Source organism: Neobacillus sp. SuZ13, from assembly GCF_030123365.1.
Lineage (GTDB): Bacteria > Bacillota > Bacilli > Bacillales > Cytobacillaceae > Neobacillus.
The window spans coordinates 5334939-5352759 of sequence record NZ_CP126107.1; the positions used below are offsets into that span (position 1 = coordinate 5334939).

General features: G+C 40.6%; 16 protein-coding genes. 4 read left to right on the forward strand and 12 right to left on the reverse strand.

Going from position 1 to position 17821, the window contains the following annotated elements; genetic code table 11:
• Positions 1-30: 30 nt before the first annotated feature.
• Entirely contained in the window at positions 31-513 is a 483-nt protein-coding gene (locus tag QNH17_RS26345) for a PPC domain-containing DNA-binding protein (RefSeq protein ID WP_283876201.1), read from the reverse strand.
• Positions 514-731: 218 nt separating this feature from the next.
• Entirely contained in the window at positions 732-2708 is a 1977-nt protein-coding gene (locus tag QNH17_RS26350; RefSeq protein WP_283876203.1) for an alpha/beta hydrolase family protein, read from the reverse strand.
• A 233-nt stretch (positions 2709-2941) separates the two neighbouring features.
• On the opposite strand from QNH17_RS26350, the gene QNH17_RS26355 reads away from it, so the two are divergent.
• Positions 2942-3232: a c-type cytochrome gene (locus QNH17_RS26355; RefSeq protein ID WP_283876205.1), complete on the forward strand. Its 291-nt coding sequence runs from the start codon at positions 2942-2944 to the stop codon at positions 3230-3232.
• A 60-nt stretch (positions 3233-3292) separates the two neighbouring features.
• On the opposite strand, the gene QNH17_RS26360 is transcribed toward QNH17_RS26355, so the two are convergent.
• The 5 genes from QNH17_RS26360 to QNH17_RS26380 form a co-directional block, all read right to left on the reverse strand.
• A complete protein-coding gene (locus tag QNH17_RS26360) occupies positions 3293-4300 on the reverse strand; it encodes a MupG family TIM beta-alpha barrel fold protein (RefSeq protein ID WP_283876207.1) in 1008 nt (335 codons plus the stop codon).
• On the reverse strand, positions 4297-5658 hold the full coding sequence (locus tag QNH17_RS26365; RefSeq protein ID WP_283879603.1) for a PTS transporter subunit EIIC: 1362 nt from the start codon (positions 5656-5658) through the stop codon (positions 4297-4299). Before QNH17_RS26365 ends, QNH17_RS26360 begins: the two co-directional genes overlap by 4 nt.
• Before the next feature lie 96 nt (positions 5659-5754).
• Positions 5755-6609: a MurR/RpiR family transcriptional regulator gene (locus QNH17_RS26370; RefSeq protein WP_283876209.1), complete on the reverse strand. Its 855-nt coding sequence runs from the start codon at positions 6607-6609 to the stop codon at positions 5755-5757.
• A 25-nt stretch (positions 6610-6634) separates the two neighbouring features.
• Positions 6635-7543 (reverse strand): N-acetylmuramic acid 6-phosphate etherase, encoded by a 909-nt coding sequence (gene murQ / locus QNH17_RS26375; RefSeq protein ID WP_283876211.1) that lies wholly within the window; start codon positions 7541-7543, stop codon positions 6635-6637.
• Between the two features lie 147 nt (positions 7544-7690).
• Positions 7691-8554, reverse strand: a complete 864-nt coding sequence (locus tag QNH17_RS26380; protein WP_283876213.1) for a Cof-type HAD-IIB family hydrolase — start codon at positions 8552-8554, stop codon at positions 7691-7693.
• Positions 8555-9175: 621 nt separating this feature from the next.
• Between QNH17_RS26380 and QNH17_RS26385 the strand changes: the two genes are divergently transcribed.
• Positions 9176-10858, forward strand: a complete 1683-nt coding sequence (locus QNH17_RS26385; protein ID WP_283876215.1) for an Ig-like domain-containing protein — start codon at positions 9176-9178, stop codon at positions 10856-10858.
• Between the two features lie 117 nt (positions 10859-10975).
• Here the strand turns inward: QNH17_RS26385 and QNH17_RS26390 are convergent, their stop codons facing one another.
• Positions 10976-11668, reverse strand: coding sequence for a hypothetical protein (locus QNH17_RS26390; protein WP_283876217.1), 693 nt, complete (start codon positions 11666-11668; stop codon positions 10976-10978).
• Positions 11669-12214: 546 nt separating this feature from the next.
• Here QNH17_RS26390 and QNH17_RS26395 point away from each other — a divergent pair.
• Positions 12215-12526 carry a hypothetical protein gene (locus tag QNH17_RS26395; RefSeq protein WP_283876219.1) on the forward strand — a complete coding sequence of 104 codons (312 nt, stop codon included), beginning with the start codon at positions 12215-12217 and terminating at the stop codon, positions 12524-12526.
• Between the two features lie 79 nt (positions 12527-12605).
• Here QNH17_RS26395 and QNH17_RS26400 read toward each other — a convergent pair whose 3' ends face one another.
• On the reverse strand, positions 12606-13403 hold the full coding sequence (locus tag QNH17_RS26400; RefSeq protein ID WP_283876222.1) for an EcsC family protein: 798 nt from the start codon (positions 13401-13403) through the stop codon (positions 12606-12608).
• A gap of 138 nt (positions 13404-13541) precedes the next feature.
• The gene (locus tag QNH17_RS26405) at positions 13542-14069 is read right to left on the reverse strand and encodes a type 1 glutamine amidotransferase domain-containing protein (protein ID WP_283876224.1); all 528 of its coding nucleotides are present in this window, start codon (positions 14067-14069) and stop codon (positions 13542-13544) included.
• Between the two features lie 345 nt (positions 14070-14414).
• Here QNH17_RS26405 and tagU point away from each other — a divergent pair, with 345 nt between their 5' ends.
• Positions 14415-15347 carry a polyisoprenyl-teichoic acid--peptidoglycan teichoic acid transferase TagU gene (tagU, locus tag QNH17_RS26410; RefSeq protein WP_283876226.1) on the forward strand — a complete coding sequence of 311 codons (933 nt, stop codon included), beginning with the start codon at positions 14415-14417 and terminating at the stop codon, positions 15345-15347.
• A gap of 82 nt (positions 15348-15429) precedes the next feature.
• Here the strand turns inward: tagU and QNH17_RS26415 are convergent, their stop codons facing one another.
• Together QNH17_RS26415 and QNH17_RS26420 are read right to left on the reverse strand one after the other, a co-directional pair.
• Positions 15430-16944 (reverse strand): succinyl-CoA:acetate CoA-transferase ScpC, encoded by a 1515-nt coding sequence (locus QNH17_RS26415; protein ID WP_283876227.1) that lies wholly within the window; start codon positions 16942-16944, stop codon positions 15430-15432.
• Between the two features lie 132 nt (positions 16945-17076).
• Entirely contained in the window at positions 17077-17721 is a 645-nt protein-coding gene (locus QNH17_RS26420; protein WP_283876228.1) for a LytTR family DNA-binding domain-containing protein, read from the reverse strand.
• Between the last annotated feature and the right edge of the window lie 100 nt (positions 17722-17821).

Consider the following 17821-nt stretch of genomic DNA (forward strand, 5'->3'; position numbering starts at 1 on the left):
CCCCTCTCATTTTATAGTGAAAAATTTGGATTATTTCTCATCAACCTGAATTTGCCAAAGGCCTGTGTCATGTTCATGTCTGCGGATTACATTTTCTAATCCAGACAGCTTAGCAATAAAGATCTCTGCCTGCGTCCAGATTCTGCCTCGCCACAAGTGTCCTGCCTTGGTCTTTGCTCCATCCTGAGAAACAATCAAATGAATATGGGCTTCAATACTATCTTCCTTTGGAATAATGTTTCCGGCTCCCCCAATGATTTCAACCGGACGTTCAAACGCGTAGGTATCAATTTGGTCAGCCCCTTCATATTCCCTTACGATTGGCAGGGTTGTATCCACTCTCGGATTTCGGAACGCTCCGTCCTGCAAAGTCCCGAGCATTGATAGAATCACACCATGGGTAATTCCTTTATTTTTGGCGAATTCCTCAATGCCATGAACTAAATCCGTTCCTGGTTTTAGCCGCAAAACATAAACTTGTTCAACATTCCCACCAGCTGCCATGTAGTTCATTTTTTCACCTCTCTATTTTCTGAATATTTTTACATTAAAAATATACCATAGTGGATACTTATTTGTATACATATAAAAATATTTATTTTTCAAAAAATTAAAAACAGAATATTTCTAGCTTTACTTAGGAGAAATAATACGGATGTGTGGTAACTTTGTTCATTAAAAAAAGGAATGATTCCAATACGTGCAGAATCTTTCCTTTCATTTTCCTCATATTAAATCTCCGCCCGGAACCACTCCACAATGTAATTTAACCGGTTTTTACGTAAGCTTGGCTTGCCGCTTCTGGATAACTCATGGTTTTCCTCAGGGAAACGGACAAATTTTGTTTCTTTCCCCAACCGCTTTAGAGAAATATATAATTGTTCCGCCTGCTCAATTGGGCATCGGTAATCTTTTTCGCTATGAAGGATTAATAATGGCGTCTCTACTTTCTCTACATAGGCAAGCGGGGAATGTTTCCACAGTTTATCCACATCGCGGAAATCGCCATCAATCTGCCATTCCGTGAAATAATAGCCTATATCACTGACTCCATAAAAACTAATCCAGTTCGAAATTGAACGCTGTGTTACTGCTGCTTTAAAACGATTGGTATGTCCGACAATCCAATTCGTCATGAAGCCGCCGTAACTCCCGCCTGTTACCCCGAGACGAGTTTCATTAATAAATTCAAATTCTGCTAACACATAATCCACAGCGAGCATTAAATCTTGATAATCGCTCCCACCGTAATCACCGCGTACTGCATTGACAAAATCCTGGCCATATCCGTGACTGCCGCGTGGATTCACGTACAACACCGCATACCCTTCTGCGGCCAAAATTTGAAACTCATTCATGTAAGTATTTCCATACATCGCATGCGGACCGCCATGAATCTCAAGTAATAAAGGGTATTTTTTTCCGGTTTCAAAATCCACTGGTTTCATAAGCCAGCCATGAATCTTCCTGCCATTTGCTCCTTCATATTCAATCGGTTCCGGCTTGGAGAGAACCACGTCCTGGATATCGTTCACCTCGGTCAGTCTCTCAAGAGTTCCCTCTCCGTTTAGAGATAACAAGTATAAATCACCAATTTCTGTTGGGGTACTAATCGCTGCAATCGCTTGTCCTGATTTTGAATCAATGGTCAATCCATAAACGTGCTGCTCACCGACAAGAACTGGCTTCACTCCATTTTTCAGATCGCCGGAGTAAATATTCGTACTTCCTTGCTCTGAGGCAATAAAATAAAAACCTTGGCTGTTCCCTGCCCAAATTAACCCCGGTGAGGATGCTCCTTGCTGGAAATCACCGACCATATAATCACCAACAGGAACATCCCAGTCAGGTGCAAAACAAGTGAATGTACCGATATCTGTTTGGTAAAGCCAAATTTTTGTGAGAGTTGCATTTTGATATTCTCGCTCATGCCCAATTATCCCCAGGTATTTTCCGTCTGGCGACCAAGACGCATTTCCAAAATAACCCGTTCCATTTGTTACAGAGGTGAATTCTTTCGTTTCTATATTTAATAGATAAATATCATTCTTAAATGATAAATCAGCCACTTCGGTTACATCTGCCCCTACCGCTAGGAATTTCCCATCCGGTGACCAGTCATATAAATGCACATCAAAATCGCTAGAAGTGAGCTGCGTTACTTCACTGTTCTCCACATTCACTACGGCAACTTGTTTGAATTGCCCCTGCCAAAATCCTTCACTATCCGATTTATATCTCATATTTGTTACTTCCAGCGGTACAGGTCTCGCTTGTTTCTTCTCCTCTGGATCCGTAACTGTTTTAGTAGATTTCAAGGAAGTGTTAAAAGCCAGGTTCAATCCATCCGGAGACCAGACAGGATTGCTTGCTCCGCTTGGTAGAAACGTTACTTGCCGCGCCTCTCCTCCATATACACTCAACACATAAATTTGATTTTTGCCGCTCCGATTTGAGACAAAAGCAAGCTTAGTCCCATCAGGGGACCAGCGAGGAGTATGATTCTTTCCTTTTCCAAATGTCCATTGGACAGACTCCGCACCTTTTTCAAGCGTTTGAAAAAAGATCTGTGATTGATATTCGTCATTCTCTTGATTAATTGTCGTCTGTACATAAACAAAAGACTGTCCATCTGGTGAAAACTGTGGGTTCACCACTGACTTTAATCGATATAAATCGTCTGCTACAATTCCCTTGCTACCTGCCATCCTCGTTCCCCCCAGTTTCTATAATTACACTCCAATTATTTCGACATAGGAAATAATTTTTCCTTTTAAAGCGCCTGCTAATTCCATGATGACCTATCATTCCAGCGATTTGTCCGTCACAACGCCGAAGTTTAAATTTTTGTTCATATTTAAGGTGAATTTCCCCACCCAAACTCTATTAAGATAGATTTAAGGAACATTTCCACTATTTTAATGTGTTTGGAGGAGACATCGTGAAACGACTTTGGGCTATTACTGCATTAGTGCTTATATTATTAACTGGCTGTTCATCAGGTAAAACAAGCACAGCTATGGATGGAGAATCAATCTATAAAGATAGTTGTGCTGCTTGTCATGGAGATAAATTACAGGGAGCTGTAGGACCGGGAGTAACAAATTTGAAAAGTAAGTATTCAGAAGCGGAAGTCCTGAAAATAGTCAACGAAGGCACGAAAAAAATGCCTGGAAATCTATTAGATGAAGAAAAATCAGAGATTGTTACGAAGTGGCTGATGGAAAAATAGTTACTACTAGCGGCCGATACGAAAAAACCAAGGGAAGTCCCTTGGTTTTTGACTTTAATATCATCCCTGAATCAGCTTTACAAGCTGACCCGGTTGCAGCAGGGAAAGGAGCGGCAAATCCGCTTCCACGACCCTTCCGACCACATTGACTCGCTCATCAGCTGGAAGGTCACAAAGTGTGATTTGTACCTCTCCGCGATAGCGTCCATAGCGGTCATTATCTCTAGTGATTGTCCCTATCGGACGTGCTGCTGTATTCTCAGCAACCACCGTATCAGAACTTCTCGTATCCATAAGCCGAAGTACGTCACGGGAAAAATCAGGGCGAAGCCGGAACTCACCTTCCTGGAAGCCTTCAACTCGGACCGAAACACGATGATAGCAATCAAAATCGTTTAATTTTAGAAGAAGGTCCTCACTTACCTCTGGATCGCCGATGTAGACATCCTCCACACCCGCGCGGAACAACTCCAGCGCAGCCCGATACGGATCAACTTCACGATGATCTTCCAAAGTTGGCAGCCCTTCAAACAGCGGGCCGCGTTTCTCACCGTCTCCTGGAATATACGCACTTACCGGAATACCATATTTTTTAAAAAGCTCATTTTGCTCTTGAAAAAACGAATCAGCTAATCCCGTTTCCCGCCTTGGGTAGAAATTATGCCACGCAAGGAGCTGCCTCGCCTCTAATCCCCCCTCAAGGAGAGCACGGATCTCTCTCTCAAACATAATGCTCGCATTAAGCGCAAGCTTGAAATCCTTAGCCAGATCCAAAATCGTCTCATTCGTAAAAAAGTCATCCAGCCGTAAACCGATAACCCCTAAGGATTTTAACGAAAATAAATTATCCAATCCTAAATGGGCAGGTGTTCGGGCAGATACATCTGCATAAACGTCTATTCCTGCTTCTTTCGCGGCATGAAGCAACTCGCGAGCACGACCCGCTAAATCCCCAGACTCTTCTGGGATGTGAAGCGACGTAAACGCCCGCCTCACACCCATTTTTCCAGCGAACCTAATCCGCTCTTCTGCTAAAGGGTCATTTAAATAGAAACTAATACCGATCAATCAAACTCACCGGCCATGTCATCATTGAAGCCGAATAAATAAGTGAACAAGAAACCAGCTCCATAAGAGATTAACACACCAAGCAGATACAGCAGAACCTGCCCTGTTACTACTAAAAATGCCAGAGGTAAACCAGAAACCCCAACCGCAATGGTTGCCACATGGAAGACAGCCTGGAACGCACCGCCGACACCTGCACCTAAGCAGGCAGTTAAGAATGGACGCCCTAATGGTAAAGTCACACCGAAAATTAGTGGTTCGCCAATACCGAGAATTCCTGCAGGAAGCCCCCCGCCAATCGCTCTTTTTAAACGCTTTTTCTTCGTCTTAAAATAAATCGCAAACGCTGCTCCGACTTGTGCTGCCCCACCCATTGCCAAGATTGGCAGAAGTGGATCATTTCCAAGTGTATTAATTAACTCCAAGTGAATCGGTGTTAATCCTTGATGTAAACCAGTGACAACGAGTGGCAGGAAGGTCGCCCCAAGGACAAATCCAGCCACGACACCACCCACATCAAGCAGTGAAGTTAATCCTTTTGTAATCGCATCTGAAACAAAACCACCAAGCGGCATAAAGACAAGATAAGTTACAATACCAGTAAGCAATAAAGCAACCGTTGGCGTAATAAATAGATCAAGCGATTGTGGAACATAACGACGAACTCGTTTTTCAACCAAGGCAATAAAGATAGCGGCAAATAATACGCCGATTAAGCCGCCGCGACCAGGAAGTAAGGCAGTATCAAACAATTTAATTCCTGCTACCGCTGGGTTAATGATTAAAATACCGGCAATTGCCCCGAGTGCGGGTGAACCGCCAAACTCTTTCGCTGCATTCGTACCAACTAAAATGCCAAGGTAACCAAATAAACCGCTTCCAATAACTGACAAGATGGTCGCCAGTTGGGAATCTGCTGCCAACCAGCCTGCTTGGACGATTGCTTTGGTAATCCCTGTAATCAATCCGGAGGCAACAAGTGCCGGAATTAATGGAATGAAAATACTAGAGATTTTTCGTAAAAACAGCTTAAACGGTGTCGCATTCTTTTTGTTGATTTCAGCCTTCTTGCTGGCTGCCTTTTCTTTTAGATTAATCCCGCCAGCTGCTTCTATTAATTTACCAAACTCTTCTGTTACTCTATTTACTTTTCCAGGGCCAAGGATAATTTGGAGAGTCTCTTCCTCTACCACTCCCATGACTCCGTCTATTTTCTTAATGGCCGCTTGATTTACAATCGAGTTATCCTTCGGTGTCACACGAAGTCTCGTCATACAATGCGTGTAATTTTCAATATTTGCTGGTCCGCCTAATTCTTCAAGAATCTTTTCTGCTAAAATTTTGTTCTCTCCAGCCATGTTCATTCCCCTTCTCTCCGATGTTTATTTTTAAAAGTGAACTAATTTCCCTAAGGTCAACGAATGGAAAGTGTTCACACCACCTCCCGAACAGGACTATTTCCCATCTTTAATAAACCGGATCGCTTCTCTTGTTTTATCAATGGATTGAATCGTATCTTCATATTGGACCGTGGCCATCGATAAAAACAAAATATCCATGATATATAACTGCGCCAGGCGTGAGGAAGTGGCTGCACTACGGAAAGGAGCCTCTCCAGAATCAGCAGTAAACAACTTAATATCTGCTAGCGCAGAGACCGTTGATTGCCCATATTTCGTTAAACTTATCGTGTTCACACCGCGTTCTTTCGCAAGTGCCATGACCTTAATGACTTCAGGTGTTTCGCCTGAGTGTGAGATTCCAAACACGAGATCATCCTTATTGGCATTGGCAATTAATGTGGCAACTAGGTGTGTATCTGTAAAAGCGGTTGCATTTTTATGAACCCTAAGGAGCTTTTGCTGTGCATCCTTAGCGATGATGCCTGAAGCACCAATTCCAAAGAAATGAACATTTTGAGCAGCCGATAAGGTGTGGACGGCACGTTCCAATTCATCATAATTAATCATTTCTTCCGAGTCGCGAATGCTCTGAATACTATTGCTCGTTGTCTTCTGCGCGATAGAGAAAAACGTTTCACCCGGCTCAATGTCACGGTACCCTTGTTCCACTGGTTTCACTAAATCTCCTGCAATTCTAACTTTCAAATCCTGAAAACCATTTAAACCCAATGATTTACACAATCTGATTACTGCTGCCCCGCTTGTATGGGCCTGCAAACCAATGTCATGGACGGTACTGTTTAAAATCACTTGAGGATTTTCAAGAATCAATTCAGCAATTTTCCGCTCAGAAGCCGGAAGCTGTTCCAACATATTTTGAATCATTTTTAAACCGCCTGCTGCCACACCAAAGACCACCTTTTATAAAAATTCACTCTTTCACGTTTTGGATTGCTTTTTTTACATACCCGTTTGCTTCTAATAATAATTCTTCTGCTTCAGGTTTCGTTGTATTCGTCTTAATCATAACGATGGCTGTTTTGACTTGAAGATCGGATGCTTCTAGTGTTTCCAACGCCTGTTCATAGGAAACCCCTGTAATCTTACGGATGATACCGATTGCCCGTTCTTTCAATTTTTGGTTACTCACATGAACATCAACCATTAAATTCTCATAGGCCTTACCTAAAAGGATCATCGAAGAAGTTGAAATCATGTTCAAAATCATCTTATGAGCAGTCCCTGATTTCAATCGAGTCGAACCTGTGAGCACTTCTGGGCCAACAATGACTTCGATTGCTTGGTCAGCTTCCTGACTAATCGCCGCATTTTTATTGCAGGAAAGTGCAACGGTTTTCGCTCCAATGCTGCGTGCGTATCGTAGTGCCCCTATTACATAAGGCGTGCGGCCGCTGGCTGCAATTCCAATCACGGTATCATCTTTAGTCAGCCCAATTTCCTTCAAATCGTTCACACCAAAATCCGGCTGATCCTCAGCTCCTTCAACTGCTTTCAAAAAGGCGCCTTCTCCCCCTGCGATAAGTCCTTGGACCATTTCAGGGTCTGTACTAAAAGTGGGCGGACATTCCACTGCATCGAGGACCCCTAATCTCCCGCTTGTCCCGGCACCTACATAAATGAGGCGCCCGCCGTTTTTAAAGGATTCAACTACAAATTGAACAGCCGCCTCCACATCTGTTAACACATCGTTCACTGCTAAAGCGACCATTTGGTCCTGTTCATTCATAATTCGTAAAATCTCAAGCGGACTTGCTGTATCTATCTGCATCGTATGTTCATTGCGCGATTCTGTCGTTAATAATTCAAGATTTTCTGTCATTATCGTTATCCTCCTGTAAGTCTATTCTAAGGTGAAAACGGTTACCGTACGTTTATTATATTCCGCCTGAAATATTATTTCAAGTTATTTATAAAAATAGTGAAATCTTATTTCAAAACACTATTTCACTCTGAAGGGTTCTGGGTCTTATTCAAGCAAATAACGGCGAATCGCGCTTGCGACCCCTGCTTCATTATTATTTCCAGTCACCTGATCCGCTAAATGTCTCACCTTTTCGGGTGCATTTCCCATCGCAATTCCGAGGCCGGCAGCCGAGAGCATAAGAGCATCATTAAAATTATCACCAATCGCTGCGGTTTGTGAGAGTGGAATTCCTAACTGCTCCGTAAGCTTTACCAGGGCAGATGCTTTTGTCACACCACTTGGGGTAATTTCTAAATTGATAAAATTAAAACTGCTGCTAATTTCTAGATCCACTACTTGTTCCTTAAGCCGCCGGGTAAACTCAGGGAGTTTATTCCCGTCATCAAATACGGCAATTTTTGTAATGCTTGGCTCCTGCTCCTTCAAGTATCGATAAAAGTCGTCTACCACCTTCACCTGGCATTTTTCTCGAACACTCTGACACTGATGACGCTCTCCTCCTGATTTTTCAAGGGTGGGAATGTTATTTTCAATCCAGTTCTCATTCCATTTTGTCACCCTTGGGACAAGCAGCGTATCCCCCTCGTAAAAATGGGCATAGATCCCCTCCGTCTCGCATAATTCCCAGAAGCTTATCAGTGGCTCATATGGAAAAACTAATTGCTCGGAGATTTCGCCATTCTCATCAATTAGAATCGCTCCATTATAAGCAATGATCGGCTCGCCACTAAGTCCAATCGTACGGGCAATCCACTGCGTTGATAGTGGAGAGCGTCCGCTGCAAATGACGACCTTACCACCTCGTTTGCGATACTCATGAATCGCCTCGATTGTTTCTATATCAATCTCTTTTTGATCGTTTAATAACGTGCCATCTAAATCCGTTGCAAGTAGTCGATACTTCACCAATAATTCCCCCTCTGTAATTTTATTGTATTTTACACTTTTAATAATATTATTGAAATTTTATTTCAAAACAAATAGTGCCTGACACCCTTACTTTGTTATTGATGATATGTAACATAAAAAAGGCTGAATCAAAGTGGTAAGAGCACCATTTTGATTCAGCCTTTTCCATTTTAAATTTTCCCGTCCCGTTGCAATTGTAAGACTAATTTCCCGGACACTTCTTCCCATCTTTTTAATTTCATAGTATAATAACTTTCGGAAAACTAAACATGTACATATTATATTAAGATGCTAAAATTCACCCAGATTCTATTGCAAGAAGGAGTAATCATTCATGTCAAAAGGCTATTGGCTAACCCCTGAAGAGATGATCAAAAGAAAGAAACTCAAAAAGAACCTTACTTATAGTTTTATTGCCCTAGGCACAATTCTACTAAGCGCAGTTTTTACGTTTATAGCAAACAATATTTAACAAACCCTACTCTAACCGGATAGGGTTTTTTCTAATTTTGGAGGGCCCTAAATCGACATTTTTCCCTTTTTTATCCTATTTTTCTTTCATACTTTCACTCTTTAAAGTATAATACTATTTGACTATAAATTTTGGAGGAATTACCATTGAAAACACTGTTTCGTAAACGCACCATCAATTTACTCATGGCGAGTACCATTGCCTTTACACCATTTGCTGCTAACCTAGCGTTTGCGCCAAATGCAGTACATGCGTCAGGAATTGATGATATCTCTGTTGCAGCCCAAAGTAAAATCTACAAAAATCTTACTGCTTCTGATATTGCTGATATTAAGGTTGCCTATAACAATGTCTCAAAAGCAAACTTCACAACCATTCTTGGACCAACTTTAATTAAAAAAATCGATGACAAAACATCAAATGGAACAGCTATTGTTCTAGCAAAAGATATTTCAAAACTTCTATACCAAACCAATTCTACTGACCTCAAAAACCAATTAGAAGCATTCAAAACTGCTCATATTCAAATTTTTGCTGGAAAGTTAACGGCTAATGATGTCATTTCCATCTTAAATGCTTTTGAAGCTAACCTAAAGCTTGAAATAATTAACTCCTATGGAAAAAAGGGCTATACAAACTTTGATCAACTTGTAACCGCAGCAATTAATGATACTCAAAAGCAATTCAGCAATTTTGATGGACTTTATCAAGAGTTAGGAATCACAGTTACTGAATTCCTTACAATGAAAACAAATTTAGAAAAAGCTGTTGATCCGACGAAAATGGCTTCTGCAGCCCTTTCCTCAGGATTGATTCGAAGCGAAGACGGAAATATTTATGGTGCAAGTACATATACAATTGGAAATACGGCACCTACATACAGCTTCAAAGCACCATTTATGGGGGAGACTTTAGATCTTACTAAAGATGTCGTTTGGAAAACAAATAACTCAACCATCGCTACCTTTACTGGCAATAAACTAGTGGCCAAAAAAGCTGGCAAAGTAAAAGTAGTTGCATACTATTTGAATCAGCCGATTATTACAAAAGAAATTACAATTAATCCGGATAAAACGGCTCCTGCCATCCCAACTGTTTATACAGTGGACAATAATGATACTGTCATCAAAGGTAAAGCGGAAGCTGGCTCAATCATTACAGTCAAAAATGGCAGCACAACCGTTGCTATCGGGAAAACAGCTGCCAATAGTACGTTCAGTATTTCCATGAAGGCTCAAAAAGCCGGTTCCACACTCTATGTAACTGCTAAAGATGTATCTGGAAATGTAAGTAAAGCACGTTCAATCAAAGTACTTGATAAGACGGCTCCTGCAGCACCATCCGTTTATGCAGTAGACAATAATGATAAAACGATCAAAGGTAAAGCAGAAGCTAATTCCTATATTACAATCAAAAACGGCAAAACAACGATTGCAACTGGGAAGACTTCTTCTAAAGGCACTTTCAGCTTCAAAATTAAGAACGCACAAAAAGCTGGCTCAACTCTTTATATAACAGCTAAGGATGCTGCCGGCAATGTAAGTAAAGCAAAATCAACCAAAGTACTTGATAAGATTGCTCCTGCGAAACCGAGAGTATATTACGTTCATTCAAATGATAAAGTTGTCAGAGGACAAGCAGAAGCTAATTCCTACATTACAATCAAAAAAGGTTCAAAAGTAATTGGAACAGGTAAAACTTCTTCAAAAGGAAACTACAGTGTAAAAATCAAGGCCCTTAAGAAAGGCACAGTAATCTCGATTACAGCAAAAGATAAATCTAACAACGTGAGCAGCAAAAAGGTAATAACAGTAATTGGAAAAAGATAATATCCTACTAAAAAACACAACGAGTGTATAACACCCGTTGTGTTTTTTTGTTGAAAAATAAAATTTAGACAGAAATCAAAAACCCCCATTATTAATAAGGAGGTTTTAAAAGAAAAACTATTTTCTTTTACTTGCTTCGACAACAGCGAATACTTTCAATGCATTGTATTCTTCTGTTGAAAGTCTTGCTAACACGGTACTTTTTATCTCTTCTTTCTCTTGTGGAGTGACCCCGCCTTCTGCCTTTTTCGCTAATGCGCTGAGTTCACCCATTGAAAACTTGGATAATAGGAATTTCATTGCTTCTGAACTCGAATTAAAGTGTAATCCTGGTTCTTCTTTTTCCCCAGTGGGTTGTTGTTTCTCTTCTGTTTTTGTCTCTGTCTTGCCCTTATCCGTATCAACTGTTGCAACCGTGTCTTTTACCTTATCTGAATCTATTTTGGTTGCTGCCGGATTCTCCTTTTTAGTTGAATCTACTTTTGTTTGGACAGGAGTAGCCGTTTCCTGAATCGCCGGATCAGGGTCAGAGGAAAGATTCTTAAGCAGTTCACTATTTTTGTCTGTCCCAACTTCTTTGTCAATGATTTGCTGTATACTCGGATCTTTTAAAATTTTATCGTAATCTTCCTTCGTGATTTGACTCGACAGCTCGTCGACCATTTTATCAGAAGCCAGGTTCATCCCAATCTTGTAGCCCACCGTACCTAAGACGAGCAAGAGCAGCAACGGAATCCCTAGAACGATTCGTTTCATTTTCCAAAAGGGCCTGATCTGTTGATTCTCTTTTTTTTCATTCTTGACTTTCATCTATATTACTCCTTTAAGCGTATTAATCTATCCGGATGTATGTACCTTCAATAGCACAAAACGTGGCATCCTACTACCGACCTAAATTCATCATCAATCTATTTTACCATTTCCGCTCTTTCAAAAAAACAATTTTTGACATAAACTTACACTTTTCTACATCCCTATAAAAAGAAAAAAACTGCCAAAGAATATATTAACAAATTAATAAAATATAAACGGTTTATTCATAGTTTGTTCATGATTTAGAGATATGATAAGTACATGAAGAGGACAGCATTTACCTTTCTCTTTTTCCAAAACCCCCTTTTGATATATTTTGTATGGATCTGGCACTGGGCCGGATTCTTTTTTTTGCTTTTTAAAATTTCTGAATATTTTTATTTTTATTTTTGATGTTATAACGAAATAATTTGTCGAAATATAGGGAACGTTTATTTTCAAGCAGTTAGAAATCTCTATTTACATACATTGATATACCAATATCATTTACCTTTTTTCTAATATTTTTACTTTTAAATTCGCTGTTCACATGGAAAATCCACTATGTTACTATCAGAATGGTATTGGAATTGTATTAAAGAAAGAAGACGAAAAGATGGGAATCAAGTCATCATGCCTTCCAAACCAAAGGCAGTAAAAAATAAATTTACGAGGTGTATGATGAAAACAATCGAACGAACTCAAATGGAAAATATGGAACTTTTAAAGGAAATTATTCATCTTAAAACGACACTGAGCGAAATATATAAGCAAGATGGCCCTAGCAGCTCGGAATACATCAATCTTTCCATCAAACTTAATTCACTTATGCATAAATATTTTGAAGAAAAAACTGAAAGCCTAGTTAGCATCTAATAGGTTTGAATTAAGGTTGTGGCCGGGCCCCATGGCTCCAGTCAAAAGGGACAGCAAAAATGCTGTCCCTTTTTTTATCCTATTCTTGTTCCAACCGCTCAAGAATCCTTCTTTTCCGATAAAGCATAATTCCCGTCTCCGCTAGGTCGTTAATCATCGAGCGATTGGTAAATGCACCGAAGATCATCCCCGCGATAGGTACCATCTGAAACAGTTTTTTCCATCCAAATTGGTCCCTGTATGTATAAACCACCTCGCGCCAGCCTTGGAGCTGCGACATCATTTCACTGGACCTGCTCCCTTTTTGATAATAGCTGGAAAGCTCATTGAGGATCGCTCGTTTGCCGACAATATCGGCGGATGAAAACTGCAAGCATTTGATCATAAAAATGCGTTCACTTTTTTCGTTTGGATCGTACCCATGGAGGATGGCGATTTCCTGCAGTGTTTTTAAGGAAATGCCCATTAACGCCGGAACATCAAGTGCAAGGGTAAAAATCCCGCCGATTCCTGTGCTTGCACCTTGGATGGCCGCAAACTTCTTCCGTTGTCCGGTCAGCTCCTGACTCAACTTATCCATAGTAACTAACGGGATATCCTCAATATCCGATACTTGGGTGATTGGTTTCCCTGTTTCTTTTTCAATTTTTTCAAAGAGATTATGTTCTTTAATTAAATAGCTGCCGCCATTTTGAATATAGGAGCCGATTTCTTCTAGTAGATTCCCCACTTTGTTGTGGATGAATTGGGGGGTTATTTTATCAAGAATCTTAAATGGAAGTCTGCCGATTCGATCCCAAATCCATAAATCACTCTGGTCATTTTCCCACTTCTCAATAACGGTTAATTCGTTCAACAAATCTTCTCGTGTTTCCATGGATCATGCGTCACCCTCGTTCGTTTATTTATGATTACATACGTATGGTCGGGGGGAAAGGTTTCATGCACGAATAGCTTTTCCATTGCTGAATGAAAAAAGACAGCGAACAATCGCCCGCTATCTTGCTTCCACACTTTACTTTTTCTGTTCTAACACGTTGATAAATTCCCGCAGGTAATCAGGAAGATCCGGTGGACGGCGGCTGGAGACAAGGTGGCCATCAACAACCACAGGTTCGTCATACCAAGTAGCCCCTGCATTTTCCATATCATCTCTAATACCCGGAGTACTGGTGACTTTTTTCCCATCAAGAATTTTGGCCGAAATCAGCACCCAGCCGGCATGGCAGATTTGTCCGATCGGCTTTTCATCCGCATTCATCTGCTGCAGCAGCGACAGGACTTCCGGGAAGCGCCGGATTTTATCTGGAGCCCACCCTCCTGGAACTAAAATTGCGTCATAATCTTCCCCGCGCACCTCATTATAAGAGAATTCGGAGGCAGCGGGTACGCCGTACTTCCCAATATACTTTTCATTCGCTTTTTCTCCTGCAAGATGGACAATGGCCCCCTCCTCCTGGAGTCTAAGAATCGGGTACCATAGCTCTAAATCTTCAAAATCATGGTGCACAAGGCTGAGTACTTTCTTTCCTTCTAATCGCATTGATTAATGCTCCTTTCCAAATGATCTCGGGTAGTATCTTTTCTTGAAAAAACAACTTTCTAGAAATTTCCTCCATTAGGATTTATCATATTGCTTGGATTTAATCAATGAATATTGCTTGGAATAAACATGCGATCTCCAGAAACTCACTGAATCCTTCATTTTTATAATCTAGTAATAATCAACCAGAATATAGCGACTTCATTCGTTCTTAGTCCCATTTTTAAAACCACATCCCATAGGAGTTCCGACACATTTTGACAATAGCAATGGAAAACCGACGACTTTCAAACACTTTTGTCGTATGATATGAACAACTGACTTTGATAGTTTGGAGGTTTATGAATGCGATTAAAAAAAAGGAAACGAAAACTTAGGAAATGGGTAAAGGTGACCGGCACAATCCTTCTACTACTATTAATTGGCGGGGGAGTCTACGGATCCACTGTCTATAAATCTTTTAAAAATACTGTTGCTGCGATGCATCAGCCGATGGAACGAGAAAAATCTGAAAAACGTGCGGAACCAGTTTCGCTTAAGGAAAAAGATCCTTTTTCGGTTTTAATGCTGGGTGTGGACGAGCGGGAAGGAGACTCGGGCCGCTCTGACACTATGATTGTATTAACCGTTAATCCCAACAATAATTCCGTAAAAATGCTAAGCATTCCACGCGATACTCGAACTGAAATTATTGGAAAAGGGACAGAGGATAAAATTAACCACGCCTACGCCTTTGGAGGGATCCCCATGGCGCTAGATACCGTTGAAAGCTTTCTCGATATACCAATTGATTATTACATAGAGGTTAACATGAAAGGCTTCACGGGAATGGTCGATGCCGTTGGCGGTATAACGGTGAATAATGACTTAGATTTCACCCAAGATGGATACCATTTTCCTGAAGGAGAATTGACGCTAAACGGTAAAAAAGCGTTAAGCTATACAAGAATGAGAAAACAAGACCCTCGAGGTGACTTTGGCCGGCAGACAAGACAGCGTCAAATTATTGAAGGGGTAATTAAAGAAGGAGCAAGTTTATCCAGCTTAACCAAGTTCTCCGATATATTTGCCGTCCTTGGCAAAAATGTAAAAACAAACCTTACGTTTGATCAAATGGTCGCTATTCAAAAAGGTTATAAACATGTTGGATCATCCATTGAGCAAATGGAGATAGAAGAAGAAGGAACAAGGATTGATAACATCTATTATGGATTGGTTTCAGAAGAGGAAATCCAACGGGTTCAAAAGGAATTAAAGTCAGAACTAGAGATTAAGTAAATAAAAGCTGAATGGAAATTCTCTCCATTCAGCTTTTTTCATAGATATTGCCCCGCAGTTTGAACCGACGCAAATTTGAAACCTATACCGTTTCTAATACCGCTTCAAGCATCGTTCCATTTTTGGCAAAATTCGTATGCCAAGAAAAAGCTTTTTCTAAAACATGAGGAGTTTGCCCACCTCTTGTTAATGCTTCCTGGTAATAGGCTCGCAGCTGATCACGATACATTGGATGCGCACAATTCTCAATAATCATTTCCACTCTTTCCCTTGGCGCCAAACCTCTTAGGTCAGCATATCCTTGTTCGGTGACGATCACATCGACATCGTGTTCGGTATGGTCTACATGAGAGACAAAAGGCACAATGCTTGAAATATTACCAGCTTTTGCAATAGATTTGGTGACAAAGATAGCTAGACGGGCATTTCTTGCAAAATCACCAGAACCACCTATTCCGTTCATCATTCTTGCGCCTAAAACGTGAGTGGAATTGACATTTCCGTAGATATCCAATTCTAAAGCCGTATTTATGGAGATTAATCCCATGCGGCGAATGATTTCAGGATGATTCGAAATTTCCTGCGGGCGCATCAATAATTTATTACGATACTGTTCAAAATTGGAAAATACCTGTTGGTGTTTTGCTTCAGAAAGCGTGATTGAGCAACAGGAAGCAAAGCGTACTTTTCCAGCATCCATTAGATCAAACACCGCATCCTGTAACACCTCTGAATAAACTTCCAAATCTTCAAACTCTGAATCTAACATTCCATGTAGTACAGCATTGGCCACCGACCCAATCCCCGATTGTATTGGCGCTAGACGTTCTGTTAATCGGCCTGTCTTTACTTCTTTTCGAAGAAAATCAATTAAATGCTGTGCCATGATCTCCGTATCTTCATCTGGTGGAACAATCGTCGATGGTGAATCAAGTTGGTCTGTAAACACAATCCCCTTTACTTTTTCAACTTCAATAGGAATGCCAATCATTCCTATTCGATCATCAGGTTTAACTAGCGGAATAGGAAGCCTTGATCCTTGTTTTCCAGGTTCATATAAATCATGCAATCCTTCTAGTTGTGGAGATTGAGCAATATTGATCTCAATAATAATAGACTTGGCATTTAAGGCAAACGATAAGGAATTTCCAATCGAAGTGGTTGGAATCACCATTCCATCCTCTGTTATTGCAACCGCTTCCAAAATAGCGACATCTATATTCATCACATCGGACCGAATCAACTCCGCTGTGTGGGACAAATGCTGATCAACAAATAAAAAGTCTCCCTGATTGATTCCTCTTCTCATAGTGGCATCGGCTTGGAAAGGCAATCTTTTTCCTAAAATTCCTGCTTCAGCAAATAATTTATCAACATCCGACCCTAAGGAGGCCCCTGTATAGACATCGACTTTAAACCATTCATCTTCCTTTACCCGGTTGACCAACGCCACTGGCACCGCTTTCACATCACCTGCTCGTGTAAACCCACTTAAACCCAACGTCATTCCGTTTTCAATCCAGGCAGCCGCTTCTTCAGCAGTAACCACTCGGTCTCTTAGACGAGAATCTCTTATTCGCTCCACATTTTTCTCCATAAACAAATCCCTCGCTTCATAAATAGGTATTATCATCATTTTACCTATTTACATCATCCGGATAGGAAATTATGGAGTATGATACGAAATATTCTGATAAAGCAGCGAATTTAGGCTCTAAAGCAGAAATATCTAGAATCCTAGAAGTTTTCGAAAATAACTAGAGTAGGACTGGCTAACGGGTACCCGCTCACCATTATCCATAGAGAGCAAAAAGGTCGAATGAGTATCAGGATGAATCTCTTTAATATGTTTCACATTCACAATAAATGAGCGATGGCATCTAATAAAGGAATCCTTCGGAAGCAGATATTCAAATTCTTGTAGGGAGTATTTATGAGTGCCTGACACCTCTTCTGAATAAACACTAGTCTTCTTATCTTTGGCCTCTAAATAAACGACCTTTGAAAAAGGAATGGGAATCCAGCCATCCAATGTTTTCACGGTAACGACCGATTTTCCATCTGTTAAAGCAGGATAAATAGCTGTTACACAACCCTCAAGCTGTCCATTATGTAAAAATGGTACCGCCATTCCATGATAAGGAATACCAAAAACATCCCGGTTAATAAACTCAGAGACCTTTTGATTCGTCACCAATGCATTATGGGCAATCGTCCCTTCCTTCACAGGGTCGCCAGGGCTAATTTTCAAATCAATTCGTTTACTTGGCCGATAGTAGATATATTCTTTTGTATTCGAAACCGCAATGGATATTTCATCTGAAAATAATTCACCGATTGTCTCTAGCAGTGATCCTATAGTTATATCTTTCATACGATTAGCACCTCATTCATTATTATACTACTATTATTCACACTGATTAGAATAGGCTTTACCTCGTAATAAAAAAAACCAAGGAAAAAAAATCCCTTGG

Excerpts from the sequence above, each read along its gene's own strand:
- QNH17_RS26345 (WP_283876201.1), bottom strand. The coding sequence starts at position 513 with ATGAACTACATGGCAGCTGGTGGGAATGTTGAACAAGTTTATGTTTTG.
- QNH17_RS26350 (WP_283876203.1), bottom strand. The coding sequence starts at position 2,708 with ATGGCAGGTAGCAAGGGAATTGTAGCAGACGATTTATATCGATTAAAG.
- QNH17_RS26365 (WP_283879603.1), bottom strand. The coding sequence starts at position 5,658 with ATGGCTGGAGAGAACAAAATTTTAGCAGAAAAGATTCTTGAAGAATTA.
- murQ (WP_283876211.1), bottom strand. The coding sequence starts at position 7,543 with ATGACAGAAAATCTTGAATTATTAACGACAGAATCGCGCAATGAACAT.
- QNH17_RS26390 (WP_283876217.1), bottom strand. The coding sequence starts at position 11,668 with ATGAAAGTCAAGAATGAAAAAAAAGAGAATCAACAGATCAGGCCCTTT.
- QNH17_RS26395 (WP_283876219.1), top strand. The coding sequence starts at position 12,215 with ATGTTACTATCAGAATGGTATTGGAATTGTATTAAAGAAAGAAGACGA.
- QNH17_RS26400 (WP_283876222.1), bottom strand. The coding sequence starts at position 13,403 with ATGGAAACACGAGAAGATTTGTTGAACGAATTAACCGTTATTGAGAAG.
- QNH17_RS26405 (WP_283876224.1), bottom strand. The coding sequence starts at position 14,069 with ATGCGATTAGAAGGAAAGAAAGTACTCAGCCTTGTGCACCATGATTTT.
- tagU (WP_283876226.1), top strand. The coding sequence starts at position 14,415 with ATGCGATTAAAAAAAAGGAAACGAAAACTTAGGAAATGGGTAAAGGTG.
- QNH17_RS26415 (WP_283876227.1), bottom strand. The coding sequence starts at position 16,944 with ATGGAGAAAAATGTGGAGCGAATAAGAGATTCTCGTCTAAGAGACCGA.
- QNH17_RS26420 (WP_283876228.1), bottom strand. The coding sequence starts at position 17,721 with ATGAAAGATATAACTATAGGATCACTGCTAGAGACAATCGGTGAATTA.